Below are 26724 nucleotides of genomic sequence, written 5' to 3'. Positions count from 1 at the left end.
CACCTCAGTAGGGGGCGGCGTCGTGCAGCGCGGTGAGCAGTCGCCGCGCCGCGGCCGCACGTGCGGCGGCCGGCCCGTCCAGCGTGTCCAGTGCGCACTCCGGATCGGCGGGCGGGCCCATGTGCCCGCAGCCGCGCGGACAGTCCGTGATCGCCTCGGCGAGATCGGAGAACGCCAACAGCACGTCGTCGGGTTCGATGTGGGCCAGGCCGAAGGACCGGATGCCCGGCGTGTCGATGACCCATCCGCCGAAGCTGAGCGGAAGTGCCACCGACTGGGTTGAGGTGTGCCGACCCTTGCCGATATCGGTCACCTCGCCGATCGCCCGGTCCGCTTCGGGCACAAGACGATTGACTAATGTCGACTTGCCGACACCGGAGTGCCCCAGCAGCGCGGTGACCTTACCGGCCAGCAGCGGCGCGACGGAGTCGAGCGGGTCGTCGCGGCCGGCGGTGGTGATGGTCAGGTCGAGGCCGGTGAACTCCGCGGCGAACGGCTCCGGCGGCGCCAGGTCCGTCTTGGTCAGGCACAGAATGGGTTGTAGCCCACCGACATAAGCTGCGATCAGCGCCCGCTCCACCAGACCGGTGCGCGGTGGCGGGTCGGCGAGGGCGACGACGATCAACAGCTGATCGGCGTTGGCGGCGACCACACGTTCGGTGGGATCGGTGTCATCGGCGGTGCGCCGCAACACGGTTCGACGTTCACCTCGCCGCACGATGCGCGCCAGGGTGTCGGGCCTGCCGGACAGATCCCCGACGAGGCTGACATCATCGCCGACCACGATCGGTGTGCGGCCCAGCTCCCGGGCCCGCATGGCGGTGACCCGCCGATTGGGGTCGCGGTCGATCGCGCAGCCCCACCGGCCGCGGTCGAGGGTGACCACCATGGCCTCTTGCGCGTCGGCGTGGTCGGGTCGGATCTTGGTGCGCGGCCGCGAGCCTCTGCCGGGCCGGACCCGGACGTCGGACTCGTCGTAGTCGCGCAGCCTCAATCACCCGCCAGCAATTCGGCCCACATCTGCGGAAACTCGGGCAGCGTCTTGCCGGTGGTGGCGATGTCCTCCACCTCGACGCCGGGCACCCGCAACCCGGCGATGGCGCCGGCCATCGCCATCCGATGATCGGCGTAGGAACGCCACAGTCCGCCACGCAACGGGCGCGCGGTGATGACAAGGCCGTCGGCGGTCTGTTCGCACTGGCCGCCCAACCCGTTGATCTCGGCCGACAGCGCCGCGAGGCGGTCGGTTTCGTGACCGCGCAGGTGAGCGATGCCCGACAATCTGGACACCGAACCCTCGGTGGCCAGTGCGGCGAGCACCGCGACGGCCGGGGTCAACTCACCGGTGTCGTGCAGGTCCACGTCGAAGCCGTCGTAGGCCGCGCTGCCCTGCACCTCCAGATACGAACTTCCTTGGCGGACAATCGCACCGACCTTCTTCAGGATCGCGAAGACGTCCCTGGTCGGCTGGATGCTGACGCGGGGCCAACCGGTGATGCGCACGATTCCGCCGCTGACCACCGCCGCCGCCAGAAACGGTACGGCGTTGGACAGGTCGGGTTCGATCACCCATTCCCGCGCGGCGATCGGGCCCGGCGCGACCCGCCACCGGTTGGCCCGGTCGTCGTCGACGTCGACGCCCGCCTCACGCAGCATCGAAACCGTCATGGTCACGTGTGGTGCCGACGGGACCGACGCGCCGCTGTGCACCACCGTCAACCCGTCGGTGAACGCCGCGCCGGACAGCAGTAGCCCCGACACGAACTGCGAGGACGCCGATGCGTCGATCTCGACCGTGCCGCCCGCGACCCCACCCGCGCCGCGCACCGCGAACGGCAGTCCGTCGCCGTCGACGTCGACGCCCAGTTCCCGGAGCGCGTCGAGCAGTGTGGCGATCGGGCGCACCCGGGCTTGCTCGTCGCCGTCGAAGGTGACCGACTCGGTGCCCAACGCCGCCACCGGAGGCACGAAGCGCAGCACGGTGCCCGCCAGTCCACAATCGACGGTGGCTCCCGGTTTCGGGCTGATCGCGCCGCTGACCGTCAGTTCGGCGGCGTTGCCCTCGATCGCCACACCGAGTGTCCGCAGCGCGCCGATCATCAGGTCGGTGTCGCGGCTGCGCAGCGCTCCGCGGATCAAGGACGGGCCCTGGGGGGTGGCCAGCGCGGCCAGCACCAGCGCGCGGTTGGTCAGCGACTTGGAGCCCGGAATGGTGACCGTGGCATGCACGGGGTTCGACACCGACGGTGCCTGCCAGCGCGGTTGGCGCTGCTCGGGATGGTGCGTGCTCACGAGTCCATCCTGCCTTGTCGGTTTCGCGTGTCACCATGGGACATATGTGTGGGCGATTCGCGGTGACCACCGATCCGGCGTTGTTGGCCGAGAAGATCAAGGCAATCGACGAGAGCACGGCAAGCACAGCGAGCAGCGCCCCCAACTACTCCGGCCCCAACTACAACGTCGCGCCGACCACCTCGATCAGCACCGTGGTCAAGCGGCACAGCGAACCCGAGGACCGGTCGACCCGACGGGTGCGGCTGATGCGGTGGGGGCTGATCCCGCCGTGGGCCAAGACCGCCGAGGACGGTGGGCCCGACACCAAGGGCGGGCCACTTCTGATCAACGCGCGGTCGGACAAGGTGACCAGTTCGCCGGTGTTTCGTACCTCCGCCAAGAGCAGGCGGTGCCTGGTCCCGATGGACGGCTGGTATGAGTGGCGCGGCGAGAAGGGGGCCAAGACACCGTTCTACATGTACGGCGCCGACGGCGAACCGCTGTTCATGGCGGGCCTGTGGTCGACGTGGCGCCCGAAGGGCGCGCCCAGGGACACGGCGCCGTTGATGAGCTGCACGATCATCACCACCGATGCGGCCGGCCCGCTCGCCGAGATCCACGACCGGATGCCGTTGTCGATCAGCGAGTCCGAATGGGACCGCTGGTTGGACCCCGACGCACCCATCGACGAGGGGCTGCTGCGTGGCCACGGCGACCTCGATCGCATCGAGATCCGCGAGGTGTCGCGGCTGGTGAACAACGTCCGCAACAATGGTCCGGAGTTGATCGAACCGGTTGAGCCGACGCCCGAGCAGGCCACCCTGCTATAGCGGAACTAGGATTAACTTGTGTCGGTCGGCCGCCGGTCGGGTCTTTTCAAAAGGCGGCCCCAGACCGACGAATCAGCATTAACATAGACCTGTGCTCACCGCAGTACGCAAGGTTCTCGATTTCGAGATGACGATCGCCGAATGGATCGGCACGGCGGCCCTCCTGGCCGCGCCGTACCTGGTTGTCGGGGTGTTGTGGACCGCCGTTCACTTCGACGAGATCGGCGGGCAGGGCGTGGACCGGGTGGTGTCGATCCTCGGCACGGTGGTGTCGTGGCCGGTGCTGCTGTTCTCCACGGTGTGCATGACATGACCGACTGCCGTATCGAGATCGGTCGACGAACCGCGCGGTGGGATCCCGAGCAGAGGGTCACCGTCGCCGAGGCAATGGACTTCTGGGCCTTCGCCGCCGGTGCGGCCAACGTGATCATGCAGTTGTCCAGGCCCGGTGTGGGCTACGGCGTCGTCGAGAGCAAGGTGGATTCGGGCAACCTGCTCAAGCACCCGTGGAAGCGGGCCAGGACCACCTTCCAGTACCTGGCGGTGGCCATCCTGGGCACTCCTCAGGACCGCGCCGCGTTTCGGGACGCCGTCGACGTCGCGCACCGGCAGGTCCGCTCCGGGCCGGACAGTCCGGTGCGGTACAACGCGTTCGACCGGGATCTGCAGATGTGGGTCGCGGCATGCCTTTTCGTGGGCATGGAGGACACCTATCAGCTGTTGCGCGGCGAGATGACGGCCGAACAGTCCGAGCAGTTCTACCGGTCGGCGTGGACGCTGGGCACCACGTTGCAGGTCGGCGAGGACCAATGGCCGCCCACCCGTGGGGATTTCGACGTATATTGGACCCAGGCCTGCGCTCAGGTGCAGATCGACGACCGGGTCCGCGCCTACCTGATGGATCTGGTCAACCTGCGAATGATTAATCCCGTTCTGGGCCTTCCGTTTCGGCCGTTGCTGAAGTTCCTCACCACCGGTTTCCTTGCGCCGGTGTTCCGGGATGCGATGGGACTGAAGTGGAGCGGCTTTCGGCAGCGGCAGTTCGAAATGCTGTTCCTGCTCGTCGCCTTCGTCAACCGGTTTCTGCCGGTGTTCATCCGCCAGGGCGGAAGTTACGTGCTGCTGACCGACGTCCGGCGTCGGATCAGGGGCCGGCGCGCGCTGATATGAACACCCTGCGGCGGATGCTGAGCCGACGGGTCAGTGTCGAGGCGATGATCGAGACCGCGATGTGGCTGTCGATCCCCTATCTGCTCATCGGCCTGGTGTGGGCGTTCTTCGACGCCGAACAGGTGCGGTTGGTCGAGACTCAACTGCAGCGCCTGCTGCCCGCGGGGGCGGAGATCTTCGCGTTCGTGGTGACCGCGGGGACCTGGCCGGTTCTGCTGCTCGGCGTGGATCTCTGCGTCGTCTGACCGCGTTGACAGAGGATTCCTCTGTACGAATAGAATATTTCTCGTGTCAACGGTGAATCGGGCTCGCCCCGATGCGCGCACCCGACTGCTTGACGTCGCGCGGCGCCGGTTCGCGGTCGACGGTGCGCTGTCGGCCACCCTCGACGAGGTGCGGCGCGAGGCCGGCGTCAGCGTCGGCGCGCTCTACCACCACTTCCCGGACAAGTTGTCGCTGGCCACGGCGGTGTACGCGCAACTGATCGGCGAGTACCAGGCCGGGTTCGTCGACATGCTGCGCGAGCACGACACCGCCGAGGGTGGGATCCGCGGCGGCGTGGCCTACCACCTGCGGTGGGTCACCGCGCATCGTGGGGAGGCCGCACTGCTGCTCGGTTCGCGACTCGACAGCGCAGCGCTACAGCAGTCCAACAACGCCTTTTTCGCCTCCGTGCGCGACTGGTGGCGGCCCCACCACACCTACGGGGTGTTGCAACCGCTGCGCACCGCCGTCACGGCCGCGCTGTGGCTGGGCCCGGCCCAGGAGTTCAGCCGCCAGTGGGTCGCGGGCGCCGAGCCGGCGATGCCCCGCGGCGTCATCGACACGTTCGCCGATGCCGCGTGGGCGGCGTTGCGCACCAACGATATTGAGGAGACGGCCGAGTGAACACTTCATCGCAGTCGCTGTATCGGACGATGGTCGCCGACGGCGACGATCCGGCCGCTCCCGAGCGCGTGCACGTCGAGCGCCGCGGCGACCGGGCCGTGGTGACCCTCGCCGAACCCGACCGCCGCAACGTGCTGTCCGCCCCGCTGGTGCGTCAGTTGCGACGCGCGCTGGCCGACCTGGACGCCGATCCCGATCTGCGCTGTGTCGTGCTGACCGGCGCCGACCCGGGCTTCAGTGCGGGCGGGGACCTACAGATGATGCGTTCGGCCGTCGAAGCGCTGACGGCCCCCGAAGGCGTCGCCGACGTGTGGCGGTGGATCCGCCGCGAGTTCGGCGGGATCGCGCGGCTGATCGCGGGCTCGGACACCGTGTTCGTCGCGGCGCTCAACGGCGCGGCCGCCGGCGTCGGGCTGGCGTGGGCGCTGACGTGCGACATCGTCATCGCCAGTGAACGCGCCGTGATCGTGCCCGCGTTCGGCAGGCTGGGCCTGATCCCCGAGGTGGGCACGAGTTGGGCGCTGACCCGTCGGCTGGGCTACCAGGGCGCGCTGGCGTTCTACCTGCGCGGCGACCACATCGACGCCGAAGCCGCCCACCGAATGGGCCTGGTGCAGGAGGTCGTCCCGCACGAGCGCCTGCTCGAGGCCGCCGACCGATGGTGCGCACGGGTGGCCGACATGCCCGCGCACGCCGTTGCGATGGCCAAACCGCTGCTGCGCGCCGCCGCGGATGCGAACTGGGCCGACGCGCTGACCCTCGAAGAGTTCGCCGAGCCGACCTGCTTCACCACCGGTGCGTTCGCCGACGGCGTGCACACCACGCTCGGCGGGCGCTGAGTGGCTACGGGCCGGTGTACCCCGGGGGGTTGGGGGAGTCCACCCACAGGTCCACCCCCAGTTCCCCGCCCGGCACGCAGTCGTACACCGACAGGTCGGTGACGCCGCTTTCCAGAAGCACGTCCTCGCACAGCAGCGCGTTGCCGGAGTACTCGCGGGCGGGCTTGTTGAGCACGACATAGGCGGCGTCGGCGTAGACGTCGGGCTTGCGGGCCTTGGCCATCGCCTCGTCTCCGCCCAGCAGGTTCTGCACCGCCGCGGTGGCCACCAGGGTGCGCGGCCACAGGGTGTTCGACGCGATGCCCGCATCCCGCATTTCCTCAGCGATTGCCAACGCGCACAATGACATCCCGTATTTGGCCATCATGTACGCGGTGGGCTTGAGCCATTGCTGCTCCAGTCGGATCGGCGGCGACAGCGTGAGAATGTGCGGATTCTCGCGGCCCACCATGTGCGGAATACAGGCCTGCGACACCGCGTAGGTGCCGCGCACCTGGATGCCGTTCATCAGGTCGAAGCGCTTGAGCGGCACCTCGGTGATCGAACCGAGGTTGATCGCCGAGGCGTTGTTGACGCAGATGTCGATGCCGCCGAACTGCTCGACGGTCTTGGCCACCGCCGACGTCACCGAGTCCCCGTCGCGGATGTCGCCCACGATCGGCAGCGCCTGCCCGCCGGCCTCCTCGAGTTCCTTGGCCGCGGTGTACACGGTGCCGGGCAGTTTGGGGTGCGGCTCGGCGGTTTTCGCGATCAAGGCGATGTTGGCGCCGTCGGCGGCCGCGCGCTTGGCGATCGCCAGCCCGATACCGCGACTGGCGCCGGAGATGAACATGGTCTTCCCTGAGAGCGACATGCGCTCACCCTAGTCGCGCGGCACGGCTAGCCGGGAGCACGGATGTCGGCGGTGACCGCGCCGGTGAGCCGGATCAGGTCGTGCGGATGCAGCGCGACGTCCCAGCCGCGCCGGCCCGCACTGCACAGCACGCGATCCCACCGCAGTGCCGACGCGTCCACGACCGTCGGTAGCCGCCTGCGCTGGCCCAGCGGCGATATCGCGCCGGCGACGTAGCCGGTCGTCCGTTCGGCGGCCGCCCGGTCGGCCATGGCGGTCTTGGCCACCCCCAGCGCGCCGGCCACGGCCTTCAGCGACAGCCTCGAGGACACCGGCACCACCGCGACGCCGAGCCCGTCCGGCAGGGTGACCACCAGCGTCTTGAACACCTGGCCGGGGTCGACCGCCGCGACGCGGGACAGCTGTTCGGCGGCCTCCTGGCCGAATGACTCGGCACGGGGGTCGTGGCGGTAGTGCAACACCTCGTGGGGCACCTCAGCAGCCAGCAGGGCCGCGATGGCGGGGGTTGCTGCGCGCGCCACGGACCTCAGCGTAGTGGGGCAGCGGCCGGGAACAACTTCGCCTGTCCACGCTGTTGTTGCCACACGAAGGGGGCTGTGGCGCGCTGCGGCCCGAGCGGAGTCGGGATCAGGCTCTACGATCGACGGAAGGGGTGCTAGGTGTCTGCACTGGCCGTGGACCGTCCGCTGGATGTACTGGGCCTGGTTGGCGCCGCAACAGAAGGGACGGTGTTCGCCGCAATGACCGAGATCGACGGGTCGCCGGTCGCAGACGAACCGGAAGAGACCGACGCCGAATTGACCGCGCGGTTCGAGCGCGACGCGATTCCGCTGCTCGACCAGCTCTACGGCGGTGCGCTGCGGATGACCCGCAACCCGGCCGACGCCGAGGACCTGTTGCAGGAAACGATGGTGAAGGCCTATTCGGGCTTCCGGTCGTTCCGCAAGGGCACCAATCTCAAGGCGTGGCTGTACCGGATCCTGACCAACACCTACATCAACAGCTACCGTAAGAAACAGCGTCAGCCCGCGGTGTATCCGACCGAGGAGATCACCGACTGGCAGTTGGCGGCCACCGCCCAGCATTCCTCGACCGGGCTGCGGTCGGCCGAGGTGGAGGCGCTGGAGGGCCTGCCCGACAGCGAAATCAAGGAAGCCCTTCAGGCTCTGCCCGAGGACTTCCGGATGGCGGTGTACTACGCCGACGTCGAAGGGTTCCCGTACAAGGAGATCGCCGAAATCATGGACACGCCGATCGGCACCGTCATGTCCCGGTTGCACCGGGGCAGGCGCCAGCTTCGTGAACTGTTGGCCGGAGTGGCCCGCGACCGCGGGTTGATCCGCGGCACGGTCGACACCCCCGAGGGGGTCTCGTCATGAGCGACGACGAGCGCTGGACCCCTCCGATCGGTCCCGTCGATCCCGAGCACCCGGACTGCGCCGCGGTCATCGCCGAGGTATGGACGCTGCTGGACGGCGAGTGCACCGCCGAGACCCAGGACAAGCTGCGCCAGCACCTCGAGGACTGCCCGACCTGCCTACGGCACTACGGCGTCGAGGAACGGGTCAAGAAGTTGATCGCCAACAAGTGCCGCGGCGAGAAGGCGCCCGACAGCCTGCGTGAGCGGCTACGCATCGAGATCAGCCGCACCACGATCATCCGCCGCAGCTAGGCGTTAGCGCACCGACTTCGAGCCGGCGTTGGGCCGCTTGCCGTGGTTGGCCTTGGAGTGCTTGCGGTCACGCTTCTTGCGGCCACGCTTGGCCATGATGGTCCTCCGTGAGTCGTGGGGATTGCCAGGTCCGCGAGCGAGCGGACGCGTTCGGCACATCATCTCATGGCCCGGCGCGGCCGCCGCGGGTCAGGGGTGTGGTTCGATATATCCCGTTGGCAGCCGAGATACAAGCTCCGAAGGGGTGAAGATGGCCGAGGACGTTCGCGCTGAGATCGTGGCCAGTGTGCTCGAGGTCGTGGTTAGCGAGGGCGATCAGATCGGTGAGGGCGACACCCTGGTGCTGCTGGAATCGATGAAGATGGAAATCCCGGTGCTCGCCGAGGTCGCGGGCACCGTCAGCAAGGTCAGCGTGTCCGTCGGCGACGTCATCCAGGCCGGCGATCTCATCGCCGTGATCAGCTGACGCGCAACCGCGCGCCCGAAGTGAGCCCCGATGTCCACCCTCGGTGACCTGCTCGCCGAGCACACCGAGCTGCCCGGTAGCGCGGTGGACCACCTGCACGCGGTGGTCAGCGAATGGCAGCTGCTGGCCGATCTGTCCTTCGCCGACTACCTGATGTGGGTGCGCCGCGACGACACCGCGCTGGTGTGCGTCGCCCAGGTGCGGCCCAACACGGCGTCCACGGTGCTGCTGTCCGACGCCGTCGGCACGATCATCGACGCCGACGCGATGCCGGTGGTGACCGACGCCTTCAACTCCGGCCAGATCGTGCGACAAACCCCTGCCGGGCAACACGATTCGATCGGCCTGAACGTGGAGGCGGTGCCGGTGCGATGCGGCGGCGACGTGGTCGCGGTGCTGACCCACCAGACCGCGCTGGCCGAGCGCAACACCAGCCCGCTGGAGAGCGCCTACCTGGACTGCGCGGGCGACCTTCTGCTCATGCTCTCGGAGGGCACCTTCCCCAACGTCGGGGATCTGGCGATGTCGAGGTCGAGCCCCCGCGTCGGCGACGGTTTCATCCGGTTGAACGAAACCGGCGCGGTCACCTTCGCCAGCCCGAACGCGATCTCGGCCTATCACCGCATGGGCATGCCCGCCGAACTGGAGGGCCACGATCTGGTCAGCATCACCCGCCCGCTGATCTCCGACCCGTTCGAGGCCGAGGAACTGGCCGAGCACGTCGGTGACTCGCTGGCCGGTGGCTCCAGCATGCGCATGGAGGTCGACGCCGGTGGCGCGGCCGTGCTGCTGCGCACGCTGCCGCTGGTGGTGCACGGCAAGCCGGTCGGCGCCGCCGTGCTGATCCGCGACGTCACCGAGGTCAAGCGACGCGACCGCGCGCTGCTGTCGAAGGACGCGACGATCCGTGAGATTCATCACCGGGTGAAGAACAATCTGCAGACGGTGGCCGCCCTGCTGCGGCTTCAGGCCCGCCGCACCAACAACGCCGAGGGTCGCGAAGCGCTGATCGAATCGGTGCGGCGGGTGTCGTCGATCGCCTTGGTGCACGACGCGTTGTCGATGTCGGTCGACGAGGAGGTCAACCTCGACGAGGTGGTGGACCGGATTCTTCCGATCATGAACGACGTTGCGGCACCGGACAATACGGACACCCCGGTGCGCATCACCCGCGTCGGTGACCTGGGTGTGTTCGACGCCGACCGTGCCACCGCGCTGATCATGGTGATCACCGAACTCGTCCAGAACGCGATCGAGCACGCCTTCGACCCGTCGACCGACGGCTGCGTGACGATCCGGGCCGAACGGTCAGCGCGCTGGCTCGACCTCGTGGTGCACGACAACGGCCGCGGTCTGCCGTCGGATTTCAGTCTGGAGAAGGCCGACCGGCTCGGGCTTCAGATCGTGCGCACGCTGGTGTCGGCGGAACTCGACGGCACCCTGGACATGCACGACGTGCCCGACGGGGGAACCGAGGTGGTGCTGCGGGTGCCGATTGGCAGACGGGCCCGGTTGGCCCAGTAGTCAGGCCCAGTAGTCAGGCCGTGTCGCATTGGCGCAATTGACGGTTACTGCCGCAATTCGTAGCTAATTGAATTGGCACGAAGTACGGCCCCGACATTGTCGGGGCCGTAATCGTTGTATGTGAAGCGATATGGATTGTGGCGAGGTCAGACGCCGCTGCGTGCGCGGGTGCGCGCATTGCGCCGCTTGAGTGCGCGCCGCTCGTCTTCGCTCATTCCACCCCACACGCCGGCGTCTTGCCCGGACTCTAAAGCCCAGGTCAGGCACTCGGTGGTCACAGGGCACCGGTTGCAGACGAGCTTCGCGTCCGCGATCTGCGCGAGAGCCGGGCCGCTGTTGCCCACCGGGAAGAACAGTTCCGGGTCCTCATCGCGACAGACGGCCTTGTGGCGCCAATCCATTCGACTAATCTCCTTATCGTGTGCGCAGCAGGGCGCACGATTTTTTGTTCGGCTGTTAACGCGTGCACAGGAAATGTTTCTGCACTGTTGCATCGATGCTTTCACAGGCTGAACAGATGTCAATAGAGTTCACTTAACAAGTGCGCAATGTCACTACCCCATGGTGTTCGCGAACACCTCACCGCGCTGTACTAGACTGATCCGGACCTGCGCCCAAATTCTGCGGCGATCCCATTATCTTGACTGGTCAACGGTACTTTTTGCGGGCGGTGCAAGCACGCCCAACGCATCCGGGACCGCGGTGAACGTCATCGTCTCGCGGGTTCCGATGTAGTCGCCGTCGATCTGGCACGCGACCGGTGTGGTGCTTGTCACCGTCAGCCAGGGCAGGTCGTCGTCGCGGATCAGATGCTTGGCCTCGATGCGGGGCCGCCGCGACAGCATGCGGCGCGCCAGACGCAGATTCGCCCAGATGTTCATGCTCGTGACGGCGAACACGCCGAGCCCGCAGTCGAACGTCGTCGTCGGGTTCGTCCACACGGGTCGGGCGTTGGCGTAAGTCCATGGGCTGGCGTTCGATACGAACGCGAAGTGCACCCCCGAGACGGGCTCACGGCCGGGCAGTTGCACGGTCAGCGTCGGCTCCCGGCGCACGCTGGACAGCATCTCCCGAATCGCGACGCGGATGTAACGCGACGCGGTCACCGTCCGGCCCTTGTCGCGCTGCGCCTCCACGGCGGCCACCACGTCGCCGTCGACTCCCATGCCCGCCGTGAACCCCGCCCAACGCTCACCGCAGTCCATCAGGCCGATGCGGCGCCAGACCTTGCGGCGCCGGTAGCCCGACAACAGGTCGATGAGCTGGTTGGTGGCCTCGATCGGGTCCTGGCTGATGCCCAGCGCGCGCGCGAACACGTTGGCCGACCCGCCGGGCACCACGCCGACCGCGGGGGACTGCCCGGCCGGTCCGCCGCCCTCGAGAATGCCGTTGACGACCTCGTTCACCGTGCCGTCGCCGCCGTGCACGATCAGCACGTCGACGCCGTCCCGCGCCGCATCGCGGGCGATCTCGATGGCGTGGCCACGGTGGTCGGTGTGCACGACCGTCAGCTTGACCCGGCTCTCCAGGGCGTGCGCCAACAGGTCTCGGCCGGCCGGGGTCGTCGAGGTCGCATTCGGGTTGACGATCAGCACGGCGCGCACGGGGCGTCAGCTTATCGGCAGGACGCGCCCGCCCCCTCGCGCCTGCCGTCAGCGCTTGGCGTAGGTGAAGAACCCGCTTCCGCTCTTGCGGCCGAGCTGACCGGCTTCGACCTTGCGCAACAGCAGCGCGGGGGGAGCGTAGAGCTGCTCCTTGGTCTCGGCATACATCGATTCGGCGACGGCGGCCGTGGTGTCAAGGCCGATGAGGTCGGCCAGGGCGAGCGGGCCCATCGGGTGGTTGCAGCCACCGACCATCGCCTTGTCGATGTCCTCCGGGCTCGCGAGCCCCGCGTCGGCCATGCGGATGGCCGACAGCAGAAACGGGATCAGCAGCGCGTTGACGACGAATCCGGCCCGGTCCTTGGCCGTGACCGTGGTCTTGCCCAACTGGTCGGCGGCGAAATCCCTGGCCCGGCGCAGGGTTTCGGCCGAGGTGAGTTCGCACGGGATGAGTTCGACGAGCGGCATCACCGGGGCCGGGTTGAAGAAGTGCAGGCCGATGACCCGCTCCGGCCGTTCGGTGGCGGCCGCCAATTGCATGATCGGGATGGAGGACGTGTTGCTGGTGATCAGCGCCTCGGGCCGCAGGATCTTGCCCAGGGCGTGGAAGATCTCGGTCTTGACGGCCAGGTTCTCGATCACCGCCTCGACCACCAGATCGCGATCGGCCAACTCGGCCAATTCCACGGTGAAGCGGACGCGCTTGCGTATCGCGTCGCGCTCCTCGCCGGTGAGCTTCTGCTTGCGCACCGCGGTGTCCAACGAGGCCTCCAGGCGGCGGGCACTGGCTTCGGCCAGCGCCTCGTCGACCTCACGCAGCAGCACATCGCACCCCGCGCGAGCCGCGACCTCCGCGATACCGCATCCCATGATGCCGCCACCGATGATCCCTACTGCCTTTTCCACGTTTGTCCCTTCGGAGGTTCGTCTGGTGCCTGCACGGAAGCGCGCGTGAAGGCGATGGTAGCGGTGCCCAGCCCCGGGGTCGGTACCCTACGGGGCGTGACCGTTCCCGCACCGGCGACCGTGCGCCAGGCCGCCGTCCTGGTGATCTTCGAGGGCGCCGCCGGCGTGCTGGCCGCGCTGGCCTACGTGGTGAGCGGCCTGCGGGGCGAAGACCAGCCGGGGATGAACTTCTTCGGCACCGCGGGTTGGTTCGCCGTCATCGGTGGCGGGGTGGCGGCGGCGGGGTTGGCGTTGTGGACCGGCCGTCGGTGGGGCCGCGGGCTGGCGGTGTTCGCGCAGTTGCTGCTGTTGCCGGTGGCCTGGTACATGGCCGTCGGATCGCATCAATGGCTCTATGGCGGGCTGGTCGCGGCCCTGGCGGTGGTCACGTTGGTGCTGCTGTTCAGCCCCGCCACGCTGCAGTGGGTCGGCGCTCAGGACTCGTCGGCCAGCGCCGACAGCGCCGGGCCCGACACCCGATAGGTGATCCACTCGTCCTGTGGTTGCCCGCCCACGGCGTCGTAGAGCGCGATCGCGTCGACGTTCCAGTTCAACACCGCCCACGACATCCGGCTGTAGCCGTGGTGCACGCATTCGCGCGCCAGCGTCGCCAGTAGCCGACGGGCCAGCCCGCGCCGGCGGAAAGCCGGGCGCACGTAGATGTCCTCCAGGTAGATGCCCGCGACACCGTCCCAGGTGGAGAAGTTGCGGAACCACAGCGCGGCGGCGGCCACCTGCCCGTCGACCTCGGCCAGATGGCCGTAGACCGTGGGGTCGGCGCCGAAAAGTGCCTGGCGCAGCTGCTCTTCGGTGACCGTGCACTTGTCGGCGGCGTGCTCGAACTCGGCGAGCTCGCGGACGATCGCCACCAACTCGGCCTCGTCGCCGGGCCGCACCCGGCGGATCAGCTCGCTCACCGGTCGACGCCGAGGGCGGTCAGCATCGTGGTGAACTTCGTTGTGGTTTCGGCGAGTTCGTCGTCGGGTTCCGATTCGGCGACGATGCCGCCGCCGGAGTGCAGGTGTGCGGTGCGGCGGTCGGCGGACAGGTGCGCGCACCGGATGGACACCACCCAGCGGCCGTCGCCGCGCCGGTCGCACCAGCCGACCGCGCCCGCGTAGAACCCGCGGTCGCCCTCCAGTTCGCCGATCAACTCCGCCGCAGCGGTCGTGGGCGAGCCGCCGACCGCCGGTGTCGGATGCAGTGCTATCGCCAAATCGAGTGCGCTGGTTGATCTTTCCCGCAGAGTTCCGGTGATCACCGTGGACAGGTGCCACACCGCATCGGTCTTGCGCAGCTGCGGTTCCGGCGACACCTCCAGTTCGGTGCACAGTGGCTCCAGTGCCTCCCGGATGGCGTCGACGACGAACTGATGCTCGTGGCGGTCCTTGCTGGAGTTGGCCAGTGCCGCGCCGCTGGCCTCGTCGGCATCGGGGTCGGGCAGCCGGGGTGCCGAGCCCGCGAACGGCGCGCACATCACTTGGTCGTCGCGGCGGGTCACCAGCAGTTCGGGGCTGGCGCCGACCAGCGCGGCGCCCGAGTAGCCGCCGCCCGCCGCGGTGAGATCGACCAGATACCCGTTGGCGGCGGGGTCTGCGGCGATCAGGCGATGCAAAATCGTGCGCGCGTCCAGTGGTCCGTCGGCGGCCAACCGCAACGATCGGGCCAACACCACCTTCTGCAGCTCGTCGTCGGGATCGCGGACCCGGCGCAGCGCCGCCCGGACGCGATCGCGATGTTGGTCGGGGTCGGGCAGCATGTCGGTGATCTGCACGGCGGGCAGTCGGCGCAACGGCGCCTCCGGCAGCGCGTTGAGGAACTGGACCGCCTGCGGGCGCATCAGAGCGGCCGGTTTGGACAGGTCAAAAGGCAACGCCCCCAGTACGATCGGAGCACTGTGCGATGCCAGTGCCGCCCGCGCGTCGGCGATCGAGGGAAACGCGGTGTGCACGCCGTCGGCGACCACGGCGCCCCCGGCCGCGAGGATGAACGACGGTTCGCGGGTCATGTCGGCAGGCACGGGTGGGAGAAACCCGTGCGTCCCAGTGCGCTGATCTGACGGATGCCGTGCTCGAACCCGCACACCGCGATCGCCCCGGCCACCATCGCCAGCCGGATGCCGTCGCCGACGGGCAGTTCGGCCCACCGGGTCAACACGGCCCGGGAGAAGTGGCCGTGCCCGACGAACACCACGTCGCGGTCGGCCATGTGGGACAGCGCCATCTCCACGGCCCGGTCGGCGCGGGCGCCGACCTGCTCGACGCTCTCGCCGCCCGGGCATCCGTGGGTCCAGACCAGCCAGTCCGGCACCGTTTGCCGGATCTCGGCGGTGGTGAGCCCCTCGTAGTCGCCGTAGTCCCACTCGGCCAGTGACTCGGACACCTCGTCGACGGTCAGGCCCGCCAACTCGGCGGTGTCCAACGCGCGCCGGCGCGGGCTGCTGATCACCAGCGGGTGGCGAAGTTGCAGGTCGGTGAACGCCTCGGCGGTTTCTTTGGCCTGCGCGCGGCCGTTCTCGGTGAGCTCGAGGTCTGTGCTGCCGGTGTGACGACCGCTCTTCGACCACTCGGTCTCGCCGTGTCGAAGAAGGAACAGCCGATGATCAAGGACAGTCACCCTGGCGATTCTGCCCCACACCGGCCCCTACGGGGACATGCGTGCCAGGATGAAACTGTGACGCACATACTTGCGGTCGCCAATCAAAAGGGTGGGGTAGCCAAGACGACGACGGTCGCGTCGTTGGGCGCGGCGATGATGGAGCAGGGCAGGCGGGTCCTGCTCGTCGACCTTGATCCGCAAGGGTGTCTGACGTTTTCGCTCGGGCAGGACCCCGACAAGCTGGCGGTGTCGATCCACGAGGTGTTGCTCGGCGAGGTGGAGCCCGACACGGCGGTGATCGACACCTCGGAGGGGATGAAACTGCTGCCCGCCAACATCGACCTGGCGGGGGCCGAGGCGATGCTGTTGATGCGGGCGGGCCGCGAGTATGCGCTCAAGCGGGCGCTGGCCAAGCTCACCGACGACTACGACGTGGTGATCATCGACTGTCCACCGTCGCTGGGTGTGCTCACCCTCAACGGGTTGACCGCCGCCGACGACGTCGTCGTCCCGCTGCAGTGCGAGACGCTGGCGCACCGCGGGGTCGGTCAGTTCCTGCGCACCATCACCGACGTTCAACAGATCACCAACCCCGACCTGAAGCTGCTGGGCGCCCTACCGACGCTGTACGACGCGCGCACCACCCACAGCCGCGACGTGCTGCTCGACGTCGCCGACCGCTACGACCTGCCGGTGCTGGCCCCGCCGATACCGCGCACGGTGCGGTTCGCCGAGGCCACGGCCTCGGGTGCGTCGGTCCTGGCAGGACGCAAGAACAAGGGCGCGATCGCCTACCGCGAGCTGGCCGCCGCGCTGCTCAAGCACTGGAAGAACGGCAAGCCGCTGGCGACCTACACCCCCGAGATCTAGTGATTCGTGTGCGTTTCGTTGCGCTCACCGCAACAGGACGCACACAAATCGCTCATCCCAGGGCGACCACTTCGTCGCCGCGCTGTTCGAGCACCGTGGCACCCGCCACGGCGGGGACCACGGCACCGGAGACCTGGGGGCGGGCCACCGGGATGTGGTGATCGCCGCGGCCGGTGTCGGCGTCGAACACGTCGTAGCCGCCGGTGACCGGGACCAGCAGCCGGCCCGCCATGATCGTCGCGGGCCCCAGCGGTTTGTCGGTCCCCGACGGCGCGATCGAGTACTTGTAGCGAATTCCGTTGGCGTCGAACACCAGCACGCTGTAACCGGTCCACCAGGTGATCAGATCGCCGGCCCGCGACACCGTGGCCGCCGGAGTCGGCGGTCGGGGCAGCGGCGTGCTGGCGATCGTCTCGCCGGTCTCGTCGACGATGTTCACCGTCGGCGCCGGTGTCGGCACGTAGACGGCGGTGGTGGTGTCGGACACCGCCACCACCCGCGCGCCGGACTCCTCGGTGACGTCGGCCAGCGGCACATACCTCAGTTCGGGGGTGTCCTCCTCGTCGGAGGGACGCAGCAGCGTCAGGCGCAGATCCCGCTGGTTGGGGCAGGCCTCCAGCACCGATACGGCCGAGGAGCTGGCCGCGGCCGACAGCAGCCGGCAGACCGGCAGGGTGGGAATGTCTGGTTTGATCCGGGCGTCGATGTCGCCGTAGCTGAGCATGCGGACCATGTCCGAACGCCACAGTTCCAGGCGGCTGTCGCCGGCCGACAACACCGTGGTGCCGTCGGAGGACAGCGTCACCTGATTGTCGGCGTAGCTGGTGCGGGCCGGCCCACGCACACCCGTCTCGGCGTCGATGGTGCTGACCTGACCGCAGCCGCGGCTGTCCGGGTACACCGCGACCGCGTACTGATACACCCAGCTGACCCCGCACAACTGGAGGTCACGTGCGTAGCTCCACAGCGTCTGTCCGGTCGCCGGATCGCGGCCCTCGACATCGCTGCCGTTTCCGGTGACCACACTTCCCGTCACCACCAGCGGCCGCGTCGTCGCCGGGCTCGGCGCGCTCCAGCGCTGCTCCAGCGTCGCGGGAACGGTCCCGGCCGGGACGAGGTCGGGGATCGGTTCGGTGGCCGGACGACTGATCGTGGCCCTGGCATCGCTGGTCCACCAGATCAGCGCGGCGACCACCGCCACCACGGCCGCGATCGCGATGGCCGCCACCACATCGGCCCGGGTGCGGCGTTCGGGTCTGACCATCGACGCGGCGGGGGCCCGCTAGCTCGTGGTGGCCGCGGCCTTGCGGGGACGGCGGCGGCGGCGCTTGCGCGGGCCGGTCGACGTCGCCTCGCCCGTGCTCTCCTCGGCGGCGGCCGGCGTCTGCTCGGTGGCGGTCGGCTGGGGATGCCCACCGGCGGGCTTGCCACCGCGGGTGCGCCGACGGGTGCGGGTGCGCGGCCGGGCGGGGCGGTCGGCGGATTTCTCCGGGGCGCGCCTGGCCTGCTTGCGCGGTTGCCCGACGGCGCTCTTGGCGTCGGCCGGGATGCCCAGTTCTTCGTAGAGATGCGGTGAGCTCGAATAGGTTTCGGCAGGTTCGGGGCAACCCAGGCCCAGCGCCTTGTCGATCAACGCCCAGCGGGTCAGCTCGTCCCAGTCGACCAGGGTGACCGCGACACCGGTCTTGCCCGCGCGGCCGGTGCGGCCGATGCGGTGCACGTAGGCCTGTTCATCCTCGGGGATCTGGTAATTGATGACGTGGGTGACGTCGTCGATGTCGATGCCCCTGGCCGCGACATCGGTCGCGACCAGCACGTCGATCTCGCCGGTGCGGAACGACTTCAACGCCTTCTCGCGGGCCACCTGCCCCAGATCGCCGTGGACGGCGCCGACCTTGAAGCCGCGCTCGGCGAGTTCGTCGGCGACCTTCTGCGCGGTGCGCTTGGTCCGGGTGAACACCATCGTGGCGCCGCGGCCCTCGGCCTGCAGCACACGGCTGACCAGTTCGACCTTGTCCAGCGCGTGGGCGCGGTAGACGAACTGCTCGGTGGTGTCGTGGGTGGCCGCCGAGTGCGGCGCCTCGGCCCTGATGTGGGTCGGCTGGTTCATGAACGTGCGGGCCAGCGTGATGATCGGATCGGGCATCGTCGCCGAGAACAGCATGGCCTGCCGGTTGTCGGGGATCTGGTTGAGGATGCGTTCGATGTCGGGCAGGAATCCGAGGTCGAGCATTTCGTCGGCCTCGTCGAGCACCAGCATCGACAGCCCACCGAGTTGCAGGTGACCCTGCTGGGCCAGGTCCAGGAGCCGGCCGGGGGTGCCGACGACGACGTCGACGCCGTTGGCCAGCGCGGCGATCTGCGGCTCGTAGGGCCGGCCGCCGTAGATGCTGGTCACGGTCAGCTTGCGGTCACCGGCGGTGAGGTACTTGGCGGCCACCGCGAGGTCGCTGGACACCTGCATGCACAGCTCGCGCGTCGGGACGACCACCAGGGCGCGCGGCACGCCGTTCAGCGGCCGTTCCTCATCGGTGGTGATGCGCTGCAGGATCGGCACACCGAACGCCAGCGTCTTGCCCATGCCGGTGCGGGCCTGACCGATCAGGTCGTCGCCCGCCAGCGCGAGCGGCAGTGTGAGTTCTTGAATAGCAAACGGGTGTTCCTTGCCGTCCTCGGCCAATGCGCGCACTATTTCGTCGCGTACTCCGAGTTCAGCAAAGGTTGGATTGAGATGCGTCATACGTGGGAGACGAGCCTTTCAATTGTCAAATCCTCATGGCGTCCACGCGCGCACGAGTTCGACGAAGCTATGCCGGGGCCCAGCGCTGAGGTAGGCGGGCCGACTCGCTGCACGCACATTTCTTAGGCTGCGGCTGATGTCATACAGATAGGTCATACAGATTTTGGCGCCACGGCCTTCCCCCATGATAGCGGACGGCCCTCGCCCGGCGGGCGACGCGCCGCGTGCCGTCTAGAGTTGGGCCATGAGTTCGACTCCGCCGGCTCCGGGGCGATTGAGCGAACCGGCGACGTCAGGCGTGTCCGCCGACCACCCCGGCATCAACGAACTGTTCGCACTGCTGGCCTACGGCGAGGTGGCGGCCTTCTACCGGCTCACCGACGAGGCGCGGATGGCGCCCAATCTGCGCGGCCGAATCAACATGGCGCTGATGGCCGCCGCGGAGATGAACCACTACGAGGTGCTTCGGGACGCGTTGGGGCGCAGGGGAGTCGACGTCGTCCCCGCGATGACGAAATACGCTCCGGCACTGGAGAATTACCATCGGCTGACCACCCCGAGCACGTGGCTCGAGGCGTTGGTGAAGACCTACGTCGGCGATGCGCTGGCGGCCGATCTGTACCTGGAGATCGCGGACGCGATGCCCGGGGAGGTCGCCGACGTCGTCCGTGCGGTGCTCTCGGAGACCGCGCATTCGCAGTTCGTGGTCGCCGAGGTGCAGGCCGCCGTAACGGCCAGCGAGAGGCAGCGGCATCGGCTGGCGCTGTGGTCGCGCCGACTGCTCGGCGAAGCGATCACCCAGGCCCAGTACGTGCTGGCCGATCACGAGGAGTTGGTCGACCTGGTGATGTCCAGCGGCGAGGGGCTGTCGCAGATGACCGAGTTCTTCGACCGGCTTCAGCGCACCCACGCCTCCCGCATGCACGAGCTCGGGTTGGCCTGAGCGCCGACGGTCACTTCGTGCAGGTAGTGATCATCGTGTTGGCGTTCTGCGCGACCAGCACCGCGCCTGCCGCGTCGGTGATCGAGCAGTTGAGCTGACCGGCCACGCTGGTCGCGGTGACCGAGCTCAGCTCCACACCCGGGTCGAGCACCACGGTCTTCGTCCATGGCAGCGCGACGTTGACGTCGGTCTGCAGGGCGCCCTGGGCGTCGGTGTAGATCACCGTCACCAAGTCGATGAGCTGGCGGTTGCCCGTCACCTGATAGGTGACGGTGCGCGGGGCGGGCGCCGGGGGCGGCGGGGCCGCCTGCTGCGTGGGGACCGGGGCGGGCGGCGCCTCGGCCGTCGGGCTCACGGTGGTGACGGTCTCCGGGGGCAGCGAGGGCATCGCGGGTGCGGGTGCCACGGCGGCCGCCGGTGCCGAGGTGGTGGCTGCCGGGGCTTCGGACGACACGGGTGGCGCCGCGGTGTCGGTGGCCGACACCGAACCGCTGTCGCCGCCGCCGAGGATCACTCCGGTGGTGCCGACGGCGACGAACAGGATGGCGCCGGCGATCCCGGCGATCCACATCCAGCGCCGGTCGATGCGGGCCTCGTCGTACTCGGTGTCGGTGAGCGGCGCGGAGCCGGGCGGGTTATCGAAGTCCCGGTAGGTCTCGTAGTCCCGGTACTCGTGCAGGCCCTCGTAGTCGAACTCCCCGGTGTGGTCGTCGGCGAAGCCGTCGATCCGTTCGGTCGGTGTCAACGAGTACGGTGAATATGCGGTGTATGGCCTGTTCATCAGTGGTTTCCCCGGTTGTCTGGCTGGTTGAATCTGATGCTAGCGAGGCAGAAGTGACGGGTGAGGTTGACGCGCTGGCCCCCGGGTCACGGTCCGGACTCGGTTCGATTGCCGATTGGGACCGGCCCCTCGCGGGCCGTTCGCTGACGGCGCAGTCACCGCCTCGGCGCGGTCGCCGTGGCGTCCATTAGCCTTTGACGAAGATCGAGTCGACGAACGAAAGGGTTTACCCGTGGAGGTCAAGATCGGTGTCACGGACAGCCCGCGAGAGCTGGTCTTCAACAGCACGCAGACACCCACCGAGGTGGAGAAGCTGATCACCGATGCGCTGAGCAAGGACGCGGGCGTGTTGAGCCTGACCGACGACAAGGGTCGGCGCTTTCTGGTGCAGACGTCGAAGATCGCCTACGTGGAGATCGGCGCCGCCGATGTGCGCCGTGTCGGCTTCGGCGTCGGACTCGAACCCGCTAAGACCGGGTAAGCGGCACGTGTGACAGGCCGCCCCAGGCGAACTGCACGGTGCCCTCGACCGCGTCCTCCTTGGAGATCGGCCGGTCGTTGTTCAGCCAGTACCGCGCGGAGTCGACGCTGATCGCGACCAGGCCCACCGCGATCATCCTGGCCCGGTGCGCCTCCAGCCCGGAATCGCGGCTGATCAGGTCGAACACCGCGTCGGTGCACGCTTCGGTGGCCACCTTGACCTGCGCGGCGACCTGCGGTTCGGACACGTAGTCGTTCTCGAAGATCAGCCGATAGCCCTGGCCGTCGTGTTCGATGAAGTCGAAGAACGCCTGCACCGCCGCGCGCAGCCGCTGCCGGTTGTCGGTGGTGGTGCGCAGCGCCTGGCGCACACCGGACACCAGGTTATCGACGTGACGCTGCAGCACCGCCAGGTACAACTCCAGCTTCGACGAGAAGTGCTGGTACAGAACGGGTTTACTTACACCGGCGCGTTCGGCGATCTCGTCCATGCCCGCGGCGTGATATCCGCGGTCGACGAAAACCTCGCTGGCGGCTGCGAGTAGCTGCCAGCGACGCTCGTCACGCGGCAATCGATTGCCGCGTCGGTGCGCCGTGTCACCGTTGGCCGGCCGCGCGCCGCGCGTGGCCGCGGTATTGGCGAGATCGCTCATCAGGTCCTTCGTCCAAGCGTGGTTTCGCACAGACACTACTACCGTTGGCTAACGTTGCACGTCAGCCGGTCCGGCGATTGGTGGCGCGCCGGAAGTCCGTGCGTGCCCGGCTGTGTCATCCTGTTTTGGTGGCCTACGACTCGGGGAGCCGCGGGGGTGGTCGCGTGCCCGCGCTGCGCAACGAGTGGCGCGAGCCGTTGCGCGCACAGCGGGATCCGCTCGCGGAGGGGTCCGGACGCGTCAGGACCGACCGGCGCGAGCACCGCCGGGTGCGCAAACAGACCCGGCTGGGACGTTTCGTCTCCACCTACGGCTGGCGGGCCTACGCGTTGCCGATCCTCGCGGTGTGGACCGCGGTCGCGTTGTACGTGACGTTCAGCGGAACCGCGCAGCCCCGACACGACGAAGCCGAGGGACCGGTTCAGGGGCCGCCGACGATCGGGGTGGCCAGCACCGCGATCATCGGGGCGCCGCCGAAGGGGTTGACCGAGTTCGACGCCAGCCTGCCCACCGGGATCCTGCCCGACGGCGGCCCGTTCACCCAGGCCGGCGCCAAGACGTGGCGGATCGTGCCGGGCACCGCGCCGAAGGTCGGTGAGGGCACCGCCAAGGAGTTCACCTACACCGTCGAGGTCGAGGACGGCATCGACACCACCACGTTCGGCGGCGACGACGGCTTCGCCCGGATGGTCAGCGAGACGCTGGCCAACCCGAAGGGCTGGACACACAATCCGCAGTTCGCGTTCACCCGCATCGACGGATCGGCGGGGCGCGAGCCGGACTTCCGGATCTCGCTGAGCACGCCGATGACCGTCCGCGAGGGCTGTGGTTATGACATCCAGCTCGAGGCGTCCTGCTACAACCCGGCCTACGTCGACGGGCAACCGCGCGTGTTCCTCAACGAGGCTCGTTGGGTGCGTGGCGCCGTGCCGTTCCAGGGCGACGTCGGCTCCTACCGGCAGTACCTGATCAACCACGAGGTGGGCCACGCCATCGGCTATCAGCGACACGAGCCGTGCGGAGCCGACGACCACCTGGCGCCGGTGATGATGCAGCAGACGTTCTCCACCAACAACAACGACGCCGCCCGGTTCGACCCGCAGTCGGTCAAACCCGACGACAAGACCTGCAAACCCAATCCCTGGCCGTACCCCATCGCCTGAGCTCTCAATTCCGGCTAGCGACCGCGTATGTACGTCGAAAACGCGGAATTGACGGCATTTCGCGGTCGCTCACGGGCCCGGGGGTGTGCCGCGGGAAGCCCCGAGGCCTCGTTGCTGTTGAATTCGTTACCTGCTGTGATGGACAGTGGACGTCAATCAAGGAGATTTTTTCGGTGTCGACACCGTTGCCGCCGCTGGTGGAACCGGCGGCCGAACTCACCCGCGACGAGGTCGCGCGCTACAGCCGTCATCTGATCATCCCGGACCTCGGCGTGGATGGGCAGAAGCGCCTCAAAAACGCCCGCGTCCTGGTCATCGGCGCCGGCGGACTGGGTTCGCCGACCCTGCTCTACCTGGCCGCCGCGGGGGTGGGGACGATCGGGATCGTCGACTACGACGAGGTCGACCTGTCGAACCTGCAGCGCCAGGTCATCCACGGCCAGTCCGACATCGGCCGGTCCAAGGCGCAGAGCGCGCGCGATTCGATCCGCGAGATCAACCCGCTGGTCGAGGTGCGTCTGCACGAGTTTCGGCTGGAGCCCGAGAACGCGGTCGAGTTGTTCGGGCAGTACGACCTGATCCTCGACGGCGCGGACAACTTCGCCACTCGGTATCTGGTCAACGACGCCGCCGCGCTGGCGGGCAAGCCGTACGTGTGGGGCTCGATCTACCGGTTCGAGGGCCAGATCTCGGTGTTCTGGGAGGACGCGCCCAACGGCCGCGGCCTCAACTACCGCGACCTGTACCCCGAACCGCCGCCGCCGGGGATGGTGCCGTCCTGCGCCGAGGGTGGCGTGCTGGGCATCCTGTGCGCATCGGTGGGCTCGGTGATGGGCACCGAGGCGATCAAGCTGATCACCGGCATCGGTGAGCCGCTGCTGGGCCGGTTGATGGTCTACGACGCGCTCGACATGAGCTACCGCACCATCAACATCCGCAAGGACCCCTCTACGCCGAAGATCACCGAGTTGATCGACTACGAGGACTTCTGCGGCGTGGTGTCCGAGGAAGCCGCTCAAGCAACTCTCGACGCCACGATCACACCGCGCGAACTGCGCGAGCTGATGGACTCGGGCAAGCCGCTGGCGCTGATCGACGTGCGGGAACCCGTCGAGTGGGAGATCAACCGCATCGACGGCGCCGAACTCATCCCCAAGGGGGAGTTCGAGTCCGGCGAGGCGCTGGCCCGGCTGCCGGTCGACCGCACCCCGGTGTTCTACTGCAAGACCGGTGTGCGCTCGGCCGAGGTGCTGGCCATCGCCAAGCAGGCCGGCTTCTCCGATGCGATGCACATGCAGGGCGGAATCGTCGCGTGGGGAAACCAACTCGAACCCGACATGGTCATGTACTAACCGCTGGTTTGCCAGCGTTCCGCTTAGTCTGAGGTGGTGACTGTCGAGCGGCCGCCGGATCATGTGCTGGCCGGGTTCGGTTTGACCGGTGTAGAGCCGGTTCCGCTTGGCTCCGGCTGGGAGGGTGGCTGGCGCTGCGGCGAGGTGGTGTTGTCGATGGTCGCCGACCACGCCCGCGCGGCATGGTCGGCGAAGGTCCGCGAAACGTTGTTCGTCGACGGCGTACGACTGGCCCGGCCGGTGCGCTCCACCGACGGCCGGTACGTGGTGGCGGGCTGGCGCGCCGACACCTTCGTCGCGGGCACCCCGGAGCCACGCCACGACGAGGTGGTCTCGGCCGCGGTCCGGCTGCACGAGGCCACCGCCAAGCTCGAGCGGCCGCGGTTTCTCACCCAGCCACCCGTGGCACCGTGGGCCGACGTCGACGTGTTCATCGCCGCCGACCGGGCCGCCTGGGAGGAACGACCGCTGCATTCGTTGCCGCAGGGTGCCCGGGTGTCGCCGGGTTCGGCCGACGGACAACGTTCACTGGAGCTGATCAACCAGCTCGCCGCGCTGCGCCGGCCGACGAAGAGCCCCAGCCAGCTGGTGCACGGCGACCTCTACGGCACAGTGCTTTTCGCGGGCACCGCCGCCCCCGGCATCACCGACATCATTCCGTACTGGCGCCCCGCCTCGTGGGCCGCGGGCGTAGTGGTCGTCGACGCGCTGTCGTGGGGCGAGGCCGACGACGGGCTGATCGAGCGGTGGAGTCCGCTGCCCGAATGGCCGCAGATGTTGTTGCGCGCGTTGATCTTCCGACTCGCGGTGCACACTCTGCATCCGCGGTCGACGGCCGCCGCGTTCCCCGGTCTGGCCCGCACCGCGGCGCTTGTCCGGCTCGTGCTGTAGTCCGGGCCCCTTCCACCGCGAGCAGACGCAAAATCGCCGGAACTACGGCGTGTCGCGCGCACTTTGCGTCTGTTCGCGATCAGAAATCGTGACGGTACTCGCTCAACCGCACGCGGCCCTCGTGCGCCAGCACCCCTTCGGCCCGCAACAACTCCAGTTGCCGGGTCATCAGGTGGCGGGCCGGCCGGCCCGATGCCGTGATCACCCGGTGCCACGGTAGATCCGAGGAGTCGGTGCGCATGATCCAGCCGACGATGCGGGGGCTGGAAAGCCCTGCGGCCTCGGCGATGTCGCCGTAGGTCGATACCCGACCGCTCGGGATCGCGGCGACCAGCGCGCGCACGGTCTCGATCTGTTGGTCGGTGACGGCCGGCATCGTCAGCTCCCGGCGATCCGCCCGCGGATGACGTGCGCGGTGTCGGCGGGAAGCGCCTGGGCGACCATGTGGTCGCAGTCGAACTCGGTGAGCGTGAAGTCGCCGCGGTCGGCCAGTCCGGCGAGCAGTTCCTCGGTGACGTAGGGCGGGTCGGTTCGGCCCGCCCGCACCACGGTCACGGGAATGTCGGCGGGCGGCACCGCCATGGGCCGTGCGAGTTCGCTCCAGTACGACATCATCGCCGGAATGCTCATCCGCCAGCCCACCCGTCCGTCGGGCAGCTGCACGAGGTGTTCGTCGAGTTCGCGGTCCAACTCGTCGGGGGCGACATCGCCCCATGAGCCGTGCGCCTTCTCGGCGCGGGCCTCGGCGCGGTCGGTGTAGTCCGGCGAGGCCAGCATGTCCTCGGCGATACCGCGCATCCATTCCCCGTCCAGGCCGACCGCGGGGTCGAGCAACACCAGCGCCGCGACCAGATCCGGTCGGGCCGCGGCGAGCGCGAGTGCCACCGCGGCGCCGAAGGAATGCCCGACCGCCACCACGGCGCCAACCGCCTCGGCGTCGAGCAGGCCGGCCAGCGCGGAGGCGTTGGCGTCGATCGTCCACGGCGCGGCCCACGGGGAACGACCGTGCCCCAGCAGGTCCGGCGCAATGACCCCGACGTCGGGCAGGTGCCGGGCCGCCAACGTCTGCCACCGCAGGCCGTGGCCGGTCAATCCGTGAATAGCCAGCACCTGCGGTGGCGCGGGCGGGCCGAAACGGTGTACATGCAGGCGCCTGGTCACCCCTGTGATGCTGCCAGCAGCGACGAT

At 68.6% G+C, this 26724-nt stretch carries 34 protein-coding genes; 17 read left to right on the top strand and 17 right to left on the bottom strand.

Annotated elements, in window-relative coordinates; genetic code table 11:
• Positions 1 to 4 precede the first annotated feature (4 nt).
• A complete protein-coding gene (gene rsgA, locus ABQE89_RS07415; protein ID WP_448415628.1) occupies positions 5 to 994 on the bottom strand; it encodes a ribosome small subunit-dependent GTPase A in 990 nt (329 codons plus the stop codon).
• A complete protein-coding gene (gene aroA / locus ABQE89_RS07410; RefSeq protein WP_448415626.1) occupies positions 991 to 2292 on the bottom strand; it encodes a 3-phosphoshikimate 1-carboxyvinyltransferase in 1302 nt (433 codons plus the stop codon). The genes rsgA and aroA overlap by 4 nt, the downstream gene beginning before the upstream one ends.
• Before the next feature lie 44 nt (positions 2293 to 2336).
• Between aroA and ABQE89_RS07405 the strand changes: the two genes are divergently transcribed.
• The 6 genes from ABQE89_RS07405 (at position 2337) to ABQE89_RS07380 (ending at position 6001) form a co-directional block, all read left to right on the top strand.
• Entirely contained in the window at positions 2337 to 3104 is a 768-nt protein-coding gene (locus ABQE89_RS07405; protein ID WP_448415624.1) for an SOS response-associated peptidase, read from the top strand.
• Positions 3105 to 3195: 91 nt separating this feature from the next.
• Entirely contained in the window at positions 3196 to 3417 is a 222-nt protein-coding gene (locus ABQE89_RS07400) for a hypothetical protein (RefSeq protein WP_448415622.1), read from the top strand.
• The gene (locus ABQE89_RS07395; protein ID WP_448415620.1) at positions 3414 to 4274 is read left to right on the top strand and encodes an oxygenase MpaB family protein; all 861 of its coding nucleotides are present in this window, start codon (positions 3414 to 3416) and stop codon (positions 4272 to 4274) included. Before ABQE89_RS07400 ends, ABQE89_RS07395 begins: the two co-directional genes overlap by 4 nt.
• Before the next feature lie 14 nt (positions 4275 to 4288).
• Positions 4289 to 4519 carry a hypothetical protein gene (locus ABQE89_RS07390; RefSeq protein WP_448415618.1) on the top strand — a complete coding sequence of 77 codons (231 nt, stop codon included), beginning with the start codon at positions 4289 to 4291 and terminating at the stop codon, positions 4517 to 4519.
• Between the two features lie 52 nt (positions 4520 to 4571).
• Complete coding sequence (locus ABQE89_RS07385; protein ID WP_448415706.1) at positions 4572 to 5162, top strand: TetR/AcrR family transcriptional regulator; 591 nt, start codon at positions 4572 to 4574, stop codon at positions 5160 to 5162.
• 29 nt (positions 5163 to 5191) lie between these two features.
• Positions 5192 to 6001, top strand: coding sequence for an enoyl-CoA hydratase/isomerase family protein (locus ABQE89_RS07380; protein WP_448415705.1), 810 nt, complete (start codon positions 5192 to 5194; stop codon positions 5999 to 6001).
• A 4-nt stretch (positions 6002 to 6005) separates the two neighbouring features.
• Here the strand turns inward: ABQE89_RS07380 and ABQE89_RS07375 are convergent, their stop codons facing one another.
• Both ABQE89_RS07375 and ABQE89_RS07370 read right to left on the bottom strand, forming a co-directional pair.
• Positions 6006 to 6854 (bottom strand): SDR family oxidoreductase, encoded by an 849-nt coding sequence (locus ABQE89_RS07375; RefSeq protein ID WP_448415616.1) that lies wholly within the window; start codon positions 6852 to 6854, stop codon positions 6006 to 6008.
• Between the two features lie 26 nt (positions 6855 to 6880).
• A complete protein-coding gene (locus ABQE89_RS07370) occupies positions 6881 to 7375 on the bottom strand; it encodes an aminoacyl-tRNA deacylase (RefSeq protein WP_448415614.1) in 495 nt (164 codons plus the stop codon).
• Between the two features lie 219 nt (positions 7376 to 7594).
• On the opposite strand from ABQE89_RS07370, the gene ABQE89_RS07365 reads away from it, so the two are divergent.
• Together ABQE89_RS07365 and rsrA are read left to right on the top strand one after the other, a co-directional pair.
• A complete protein-coding gene (locus tag ABQE89_RS07365; RefSeq protein ID WP_448415704.1) occupies positions 7595 to 8233 on the top strand; it encodes a sigma-70 family RNA polymerase sigma factor in 639 nt (212 codons plus the stop codon).
• Positions 8230 to 8526, top strand: coding sequence for a mycothiol system anti-sigma-R factor (rsrA, locus tag ABQE89_RS07360; protein ID WP_448415613.1), 297 nt, complete (start codon positions 8230 to 8232; stop codon positions 8524 to 8526). The genes ABQE89_RS07365 and rsrA overlap by 4 nt, the downstream gene beginning before the upstream one ends.
• A 3-nt stretch (positions 8527 to 8529) precedes the next feature.
• On the opposite strand, the gene ABQE89_RS07355 is transcribed toward rsrA, so the two are convergent.
• Entirely contained in the window at positions 8530 to 8622 is a 93-nt protein-coding gene (locus ABQE89_RS07355) for a 50S ribosomal protein bL37 (protein ID WP_003882799.1), read from the bottom strand.
• 154 nt (positions 8623 to 8776) lie between these two features.
• Between ABQE89_RS07355 and ABQE89_RS07350 the strand changes: the two genes are divergently transcribed.
• Both ABQE89_RS07350 and ABQE89_RS07345 read left to right on the top strand, forming a co-directional pair.
• Entirely contained in the window at positions 8777 to 8992 is a 216-nt protein-coding gene (locus ABQE89_RS07350; RefSeq protein ID WP_043414713.1) for a biotin/lipoyl-binding carrier protein, read from the top strand.
• Positions 8993 to 9022: 30 nt separating this feature from the next.
• Positions 9023 to 10516: a two-component system sensor histidine kinase PdtaS gene (locus ABQE89_RS07345; protein WP_448415611.1), complete on the top strand. Its 1494-nt coding sequence runs from the start codon at positions 9023 to 9025 to the stop codon at positions 10514 to 10516.
• A gap of 146 nt (positions 10517 to 10662) precedes the next feature.
• Here the strand turns inward: ABQE89_RS07345 and ABQE89_RS07340 are convergent, their stop codons facing one another.
• From ABQE89_RS07340 to ABQE89_RS07330, 3 genes are all read right to left on the bottom strand, one after another.
• A complete protein-coding gene (locus tag ABQE89_RS07340; protein ID WP_448415609.1) occupies positions 10663 to 10917 on the bottom strand; it encodes a WhiB family transcriptional regulator in 255 nt (84 codons plus the stop codon).
• A 234-nt stretch (positions 10918 to 11151) separates the two neighbouring features.
• The gene (locus tag ABQE89_RS07335) at positions 11152 to 12120 is read right to left on the bottom strand and encodes a diacylglycerol/lipid kinase family protein (RefSeq protein ID WP_448415607.1); all 969 of its coding nucleotides are present in this window, start codon (positions 12118 to 12120) and stop codon (positions 11152 to 11154) included.
• A 48-nt stretch (positions 12121 to 12168) separates the two neighbouring features.
• Entirely contained in the window at positions 12169 to 13026 is an 858-nt protein-coding gene (locus ABQE89_RS07330; RefSeq protein WP_448415605.1) for a 3-hydroxybutyryl-CoA dehydrogenase, read from the bottom strand.
• Positions 13027 to 13122: 96 nt separating this feature from the next.
• On the opposite strand from ABQE89_RS07330, the gene ABQE89_RS07325 reads away from it, so the two are divergent.
• Complete coding sequence (locus ABQE89_RS07325; protein WP_448415603.1) at positions 13123 to 13548, top strand: hypothetical protein; 426 nt, start codon at positions 13123 to 13125, stop codon at positions 13546 to 13548.
• Here ABQE89_RS07325 and ABQE89_RS07320 read toward each other — a convergent pair.
• Genes ABQE89_RS07320 through ABQE89_RS07310 form a run of 3 tightly spaced genes read right to left on the bottom strand, consistent with a single transcriptional unit; the run spans position 13500 to position 15681 of the window.
• Positions 13500 to 13982, bottom strand: a complete 483-nt coding sequence (locus ABQE89_RS07320; protein ID WP_448415601.1) for a GNAT family N-acetyltransferase — start codon at positions 13980 to 13982, stop codon at positions 13500 to 13502. The two genes, ABQE89_RS07325 and ABQE89_RS07320, sit on opposite strands and share 49 nt — an antisense overlap.
• Positions 13979 to 15073 carry an isochorismate synthase gene (locus tag ABQE89_RS07315; protein WP_448415599.1) on the bottom strand — a complete coding sequence of 365 codons (1095 nt, stop codon included), beginning with the start codon at positions 15071 to 15073 and terminating at the stop codon, positions 13979 to 13981. The genes ABQE89_RS07320 and ABQE89_RS07315 overlap by 4 nt, the downstream gene beginning before the upstream one ends.
• A complete protein-coding gene (locus ABQE89_RS07310) occupies positions 15070 to 15681 on the bottom strand; it encodes an acid phosphatase (protein WP_448415597.1) in 612 nt (203 codons plus the stop codon). The genes ABQE89_RS07315 and ABQE89_RS07310 overlap by 4 nt, the downstream gene beginning before the upstream one ends.
• Positions 15682 to 15738: 57 nt before the next feature.
• Between ABQE89_RS07310 and ABQE89_RS07305 the strand changes: the two genes are divergently transcribed.
• Positions 15739 to 16533: a ParA family protein gene (locus ABQE89_RS07305; protein ID WP_448415595.1), complete on the top strand. Its 795-nt coding sequence runs from the start codon at positions 15739 to 15741 to the stop codon at positions 16531 to 16533.
• A gap of 52 nt (positions 16534 to 16585) precedes the next feature.
• Here the strand turns inward: ABQE89_RS07305 and ABQE89_RS07300 are convergent, their stop codons facing one another.
• Together ABQE89_RS07300 and ABQE89_RS07295 are read right to left on the bottom strand one after the other, a co-directional pair.
• The gene (locus ABQE89_RS07300) at positions 16586 to 17797 is read right to left on the bottom strand and encodes an Rv3212 family protein (RefSeq protein WP_448415593.1); all 1212 of its coding nucleotides are present in this window, start codon (positions 17795 to 17797) and stop codon (positions 16586 to 16588) included.
• Between the two features lie 18 nt (positions 17798 to 17815).
• The gene (locus ABQE89_RS07295; protein WP_448415591.1) at positions 17816 to 19273 is read right to left on the bottom strand and encodes a DEAD/DEAH box helicase; all 1458 of its coding nucleotides are present in this window, start codon (positions 19271 to 19273) and stop codon (positions 17816 to 17818) included.
• A gap of 244 nt (positions 19274 to 19517) precedes the next feature.
• Between ABQE89_RS07295 and ABQE89_RS07290 the strand changes: the two genes are divergently transcribed.
• Positions 19518 to 20216 (top strand): ferritin-like fold-containing protein, encoded by a 699-nt coding sequence (locus ABQE89_RS07290; RefSeq protein ID WP_448415589.1) that lies wholly within the window; start codon positions 19518 to 19520, stop codon positions 20214 to 20216.
• A 10-nt stretch (positions 20217 to 20226) separates the two neighbouring features.
• Here the strand turns inward: ABQE89_RS07290 and ABQE89_RS07285 are convergent, their stop codons facing one another.
• Positions 20227 to 20997: an MmpS family transport accessory protein gene (locus ABQE89_RS07285; RefSeq protein ID WP_448415587.1), complete on the bottom strand. Its 771-nt coding sequence runs from the start codon at positions 20995 to 20997 to the stop codon at positions 20227 to 20229.
• A gap of 232 nt (positions 20998 to 21229) precedes the next feature.
• Here ABQE89_RS07285 and ABQE89_RS07280 point away from each other — a divergent pair, with 232 nt between their 5' ends.
• Positions 21230 to 21478 carry a DUF3107 domain-containing protein gene (locus ABQE89_RS07280; protein WP_448415585.1) on the top strand — a complete coding sequence of 83 codons (249 nt, stop codon included), beginning with the start codon at positions 21230 to 21232 and terminating at the stop codon, positions 21476 to 21478.
• Here the strand turns inward: ABQE89_RS07280 and ABQE89_RS07275 are convergent.
• Entirely contained in the window at positions 21465 to 22130 is a 666-nt protein-coding gene (locus tag ABQE89_RS07275; RefSeq protein WP_448415583.1) for an HTH-type transcriptional activator FasR, read from the bottom strand. The two genes, ABQE89_RS07280 and ABQE89_RS07275, sit on opposite strands and share 14 nt — an antisense overlap.
• Positions 22131 to 22258: 128 nt before the next feature.
• Between ABQE89_RS07275 and ABQE89_RS07270 the strand changes: the two genes are divergently transcribed.
• The 3 genes from ABQE89_RS07270 to ABQE89_RS07260 all read left to right on the top strand — a co-directional run bounded on the left by ABQE89_RS07270 (position 22259) and on the right by ABQE89_RS07260 (position 25536).
• A complete protein-coding gene (locus ABQE89_RS07270; RefSeq protein WP_448415581.1) occupies positions 22259 to 23293 on the top strand; it encodes a DUF3152 domain-containing protein in 1035 nt (344 codons plus the stop codon).
• Positions 23294 to 23466: 173 nt separating this feature from the next.
• The gene (moeZ, locus tag ABQE89_RS07265) at positions 23467 to 24645 is read left to right on the top strand and encodes an adenylyltransferase/sulfurtransferase MoeZ (RefSeq protein WP_448415579.1); all 1179 of its coding nucleotides are present in this window, start codon (positions 23467 to 23469) and stop codon (positions 24643 to 24645) included.
• Positions 24646 to 24681: 36 nt separating this feature from the next.
• Positions 24682 to 25536, top strand: a complete 855-nt coding sequence (locus tag ABQE89_RS07260) for a TIGR02569 family protein (protein ID WP_448415577.1) — start codon at positions 24682 to 24684, stop codon at positions 25534 to 25536.
• A gap of 79 nt (positions 25537 to 25615) precedes the next feature.
• Here the strand turns inward: ABQE89_RS07260 and ABQE89_RS07255 are convergent, their stop codons facing one another.
• Both ABQE89_RS07255 and ABQE89_RS07250 read right to left on the bottom strand, forming a co-directional pair.
• Positions 25616 to 25912, bottom strand: coding sequence for an MGMT family protein (locus tag ABQE89_RS07255; RefSeq protein ID WP_448415575.1), 297 nt, complete (start codon positions 25910 to 25912; stop codon positions 25616 to 25618).
• Positions 25913 to 25914: 2 nt separating this feature from the next.
• On the bottom strand, positions 25915 to 26697 hold the full coding sequence (locus ABQE89_RS07250; RefSeq protein ID WP_448415573.1) for an alpha/beta fold hydrolase: 783 nt from the start codon (positions 26695 to 26697) through the stop codon (positions 25915 to 25917).
• Positions 26698 to 26724: the final 27 nt, after the last annotated feature.

It is taken from the genome of Mycolicibacterium sp. XJ1819, assembly GCF_053483675.1.
This window is presented reverse-complemented; position numbering and strand designations above follow the sequence as displayed.